The organism is Mesorhizobium sp. M5C.F.Ca.IN.020.32.2.1 (assembly GCF_004023105.1).
GTDB lineage: Bacteria > Pseudomonadota > Alphaproteobacteria > Rhizobiales > Rhizobiaceae > Mesorhizobium > Mesorhizobium wenxiniae.
The window spans coordinates 1-3,796 of the sequence record NZ_RZSX01000642.1; the positions used below are offsets into that span (position 1 = coordinate 1).

3 protein-coding genes and 1 pseudogene are annotated in these 3,796 nt (G+C 62.5%); 1 reads left to right on the top strand and 3 read right to left on the bottom strand.

Features of this window, described 5'->3' with window-relative positions; translation table 11 throughout:
* Positions 1 to 173: 173 nt before the first annotated feature.
* A complete protein-coding gene (locus tag EOA86_RS26090; protein WP_128344327.1) occupies positions 174 to 842 on the top strand; it encodes a phytochelatin synthase family protein in 669 nt (222 codons plus the stop codon).
* 272 nt (positions 843 to 1,114) lie between these two features.
* Here the strand turns inward: EOA86_RS26090 and doeB are convergent, their stop codons facing one another.
* The 3 genes and pseudogenes from doeB to EOA86_RS26110 all read right to left on the bottom strand — a co-directional run.
* Positions 1,115 to 2,116, bottom strand: coding sequence for a N(2)-acetyl-L-2,4-diaminobutanoate deacetylase DoeB (doeB, locus tag EOA86_RS26100; RefSeq protein ID WP_128344329.1), 1,002 nt, complete (start codon positions 2,114 to 2,116; stop codon positions 1,115 to 1,117).
* 5 nt (positions 2,117 to 2,121) lie between these two features.
* Positions 2,122 to 3,300 carry an ectoine hydrolase DoeA gene (gene doeA / locus EOA86_RS26105; protein ID WP_128344331.1) on the bottom strand — a complete coding sequence of 393 codons (1,179 nt, stop codon included), beginning with the start codon at positions 3,298 to 3,300 and terminating at the stop codon, positions 2,122 to 2,124.
* 38 nt (positions 3,301 to 3,338) lie between these two features.
* Positions 3,339 to 3,796: pseudogene (locus EOA86_RS26110) on the bottom strand (ornithine cyclodeaminase family protein); the annotation flags it as partial.

Below are 3,796 nucleotides of genomic sequence, written 5' to 3' on the forward strand. Positions count from 1 at the left end.
CCTACATCTTATCCTGCAGGATTGCTCAAGCTGTCATTCGAAGTTCCGGCAGAGGGTCCCGTGATCGCCGAGCGATCCGCGAGATCACCGGATGGCTGATTGGCCGGGTGCGGCGCTGATTGACGTTGCGGTGCTTTTCTTCATTGTCCTGTTGCTGCCTCCGAGGTTCAGCAATGAAGCGCAGTCTCGCTTTCGGTGCGATTGTGATCGCCGTCGTCGGCCTGCTAGGCGGCAGCGCACTTTTGATTGCTGGCCAGTCCAGAGCCTCGCAAGATGCAATCCAGTCATCGGTTATCCGCACCCCTGAATTGATTGACAGCGCCTGGAAGCTCCCCGTGGCTGCCACTTTCAATGCCGACGTCACATGGCAATCAAACGGATCAAGGTGCGGCCCGGCAAGTGTCGCAAACACATTCCGCTCCATCGGCGAGGAGGAGACAACCGAAGCCGAAGTCCTCGCCGGAACCGGAAAGTGCTGGACAGGCTTTTGCGTCATCGGACTCACGCTGGATGAGCTTGCCGAGGTCGCTCGAACGAACACCAGGCGGAAGGTTTCCGTGCTTCGGAACCTGAGCGCTGATGCTTTTCGCGAGCACATGAAGCGGGCCAACGATCCCGGCCGCCGTTACATCGTCAACTTCACCCGTGAGACGATTTTCGGCGCCGGCGCTGGCCATTTTTCCCCAGTCGGAGGATATCTGGAGGCCGAGGACATGGTCTTCGTCCTCGACGTAAACGAGGACTACAAGCCCTGGCTGATCGAGCGTGAGCGCCTGTTTTCAGCCATAAACACAATCGACAGCGATGGCGACAAAAAGCGCGGCTTGCTGCTTATCGAGTAGCACGGTCGCAAGCAGTTTCGCAGACCGCCAACGAGCGTAGTGCCCCGGCCGGGGCTGGGGCAATCTCGCGGTGCTGCAAAAAGGCGGTCAGGGATGCGCGGGTCGAGGCGCTGTTGGGCTTCCTCAAGGAAGTCGCCGGCGGTAGCTATCTCAGCGACGCCGAAGTCGCCGGCATTGCCAAAGCGGAGCTCGAGGAATTTCCGCGCGCCCCTCGACGCGGCGCTATTAAATTAAGCTGCCTTAATCCAAGAGCCGAGCCCCTGCGGCTGCTTTCAATCGACCAGCACGGCGACCACTGCGGTGCAGTCGCCCGCCTTGACCAGCCCGGGGAAATGCCGCGCGGCCAGCATGCCGCCCATTCTTGCCCTGATCTCTTGAGGTGCGGCACCGGTGCGGCCGATGGAGTGGATGCGCGCCAGGACCTGGCCCTCTTCGACAGGCTCACTCAGATCGATCAACGTTTCGATCATCCCGTCGTCCTCGGCGAACGAGAAGCAATCGCCCGACGGCATGTCTAGCCAGCGGGTCGGCTGCATCTCGACCGCATCGGCGACAATGCCGCAATGGCGCAGCACATTGAGCACGCCGCGACGAGCGATCCGCACCGTTTCCGCGCGGGAGGTGCCACCGCCGCCAAGCTCCGTGGTGATGAACAGCTTGCCCATCTCTTCGGCGGCAGTGTCGAACATGCCGACCGCATCGATCTCCAGCATCTTCATCGACCACGGCGCCGAGAACGCTTCGACCGCCGCGAACCCCTTCGCCTCCAGCATTTTGTCGGGCCGGATATGGGCGGCACAGAACGGCACGAAGTCGAGCGTCTTGCCGCCGGAATGGAAGTCGAGCGCGATATCGGTGCGCGGCAAAAGTTCGCGCTGGAAGTAATCGGCGATTTTCTCGGTCACCGTGCCGTCGGGCCGGCCGGGAAAGCTGCGATTCAGATTGCCCTTATCGATCGGCGAGGTGCGGGTGCCGGCACGGAACGCCGGATAGTTCATCGCCGGCACGATGATCACCGTGCCGCTGACGTGCTTCGGATCGAGCGTACGGGCGAGATCGTAGAGCGCCAGCGGCCCCTCATATTCGTCGCCATGATTGCCGCCGGTGAGCAATGCGCTCGGCCCGCTGCCGTTGCGGATCACGCAGATCGGGATCATCACCGATCCCCAGGCTGAATCGTCACGGCTGTAAGGCAGCCGCAGGAATCCGTGCTGCACGCCGTCGCGGTCGAAATCGACGGTCGGCGTGATCGGTGAGGGGCGAAGGCTGGACATCGGGCTCAATTCTTCACCACCAGCTTGCGCGGCATATTGGCCAGGCACTCGACCCCTGTCTCAGTGATCAGGATGGATTCGGTGATCTCGAGCCCCATCGTCTCCAGCCACAGGCCGGTCATGAAATGGAAGGTCATGCCCGGCTTCAACTCGGTGCGGTCGCCGGGGCGCAGGCTCATGGTGCGCTCGCCCCAGTCCGGCGGATAGGAAAGCCCGATCGGATAGCCGGTGCGGTTGTCCTTGACGATGCCGTATTTCTTCAGCACCGCGAAGAAGGCGCTGGCGATGTCCTCGCAGCTGTTGCCAGGCTTTGCCGCGGCAAGCCCGGCCTCCATACCTTCCAGCGTCGCCTTTTCGGCATCGAGGAATTCCTGCGTGGGTTTACCAAGGAACACAGTCCGGGAAAGCGGACAGTGATAGCGGTTATAGCAGCCGGCAATCTCGAAGAAGGTACCCTCGCCCGACTTCATCGGCCGGTCGTCCCAGGTCAGATGTGGCGCCGACGCATCGGGGCCTGATGGCAGCAGCGGTACGATCGCTGGATAGTCGCCACCGATCCCGTCGACGCCGCGCGTGCCGGCATCATAGATCTCGGCGACCAGATCGCATTTGCGCATGCCGACTTCGATCTTGTCGACGATACGCTGGTGCATCGCTTCGACGATCCGGGCGGCCTTGCGCATATAGTCGATTTCGGTCGGGCTCTTCACCGCACGCTGCCAATTGACGAGTGCCGTGGCATCGACGAAGCGGGCGTTGGGCAGATGCTTTTGCAGCGAAGCAAAGGCGGCGGCCGAGAACCAGTAATTGTCCATCTCGACGCCGATGCTGAGCTTGCCCCAGCCGCGATCGGCCAGCACCTGCGAGAGAAAATCCATCGGGTGGCGTTCGGTCGACTGCACATAGTGGTCGGCATAGCCGACGATATTGTCGTGCGCGAGATACGCAGTGCGCTTGGCGCCGTTGGCGTCCTGACCGCGCCCGTACCACACCGGTTCGCCCAACGGCGGCACGATGACGGCCTGATGCACGTAGAACGACCAGCCGTCATAGCCGGTCAGCCAGGCCATATTGGACGGATCGCTGACAATAAGGAGATCGACACCCTTGGCCTCCATGGCCTTCCGTGTCTTGGCGAGGCGATCCGCATATTCGCCGCGCGAGAATTTGAGATTGGGCTGCATTGTTCTTGGTCCTCGTTTGTTGGGCCTTGCGGCCAGCATCAGCTTTCGAAAATAGTCCCGGCATTCCCCGCCCGCGCACGGTCGCGGGCGAGCGTGGCGATCGCCGTGTCCTGGACGCCGGTGCCGGTCAAGTCGGCGATGGTGATGTCGCTGGCTGAGCGCCGGCCGTGCTTTTCGCCGGCGATGATCTGGCCGAGTTCGGTCACTTCGGCATCGGCCGCCATCACGCCCGCCGCGATGGCATGGTGCAGTTCGCCTAGCAGCCGCGTCTGTTTCGCGCTGTCCGCGACGTAGAGATCGGCCATGCGCAGGATCGCCGGAGCCATCTCGTTCTTGTGCTCGGCGTCCGAGCCCATAGCGGTGATGTGCTGGCCGGCCAAGACAAAGCCGGCTTTGATCAGCGGCTCGGTCGACGGCGTCGTGGTGACGATGATGTCGGCATCGGCGGCCGCATTTGCCGCGTCGGGGTCGGCGCGCACGGCGATGCCTAGTCTTT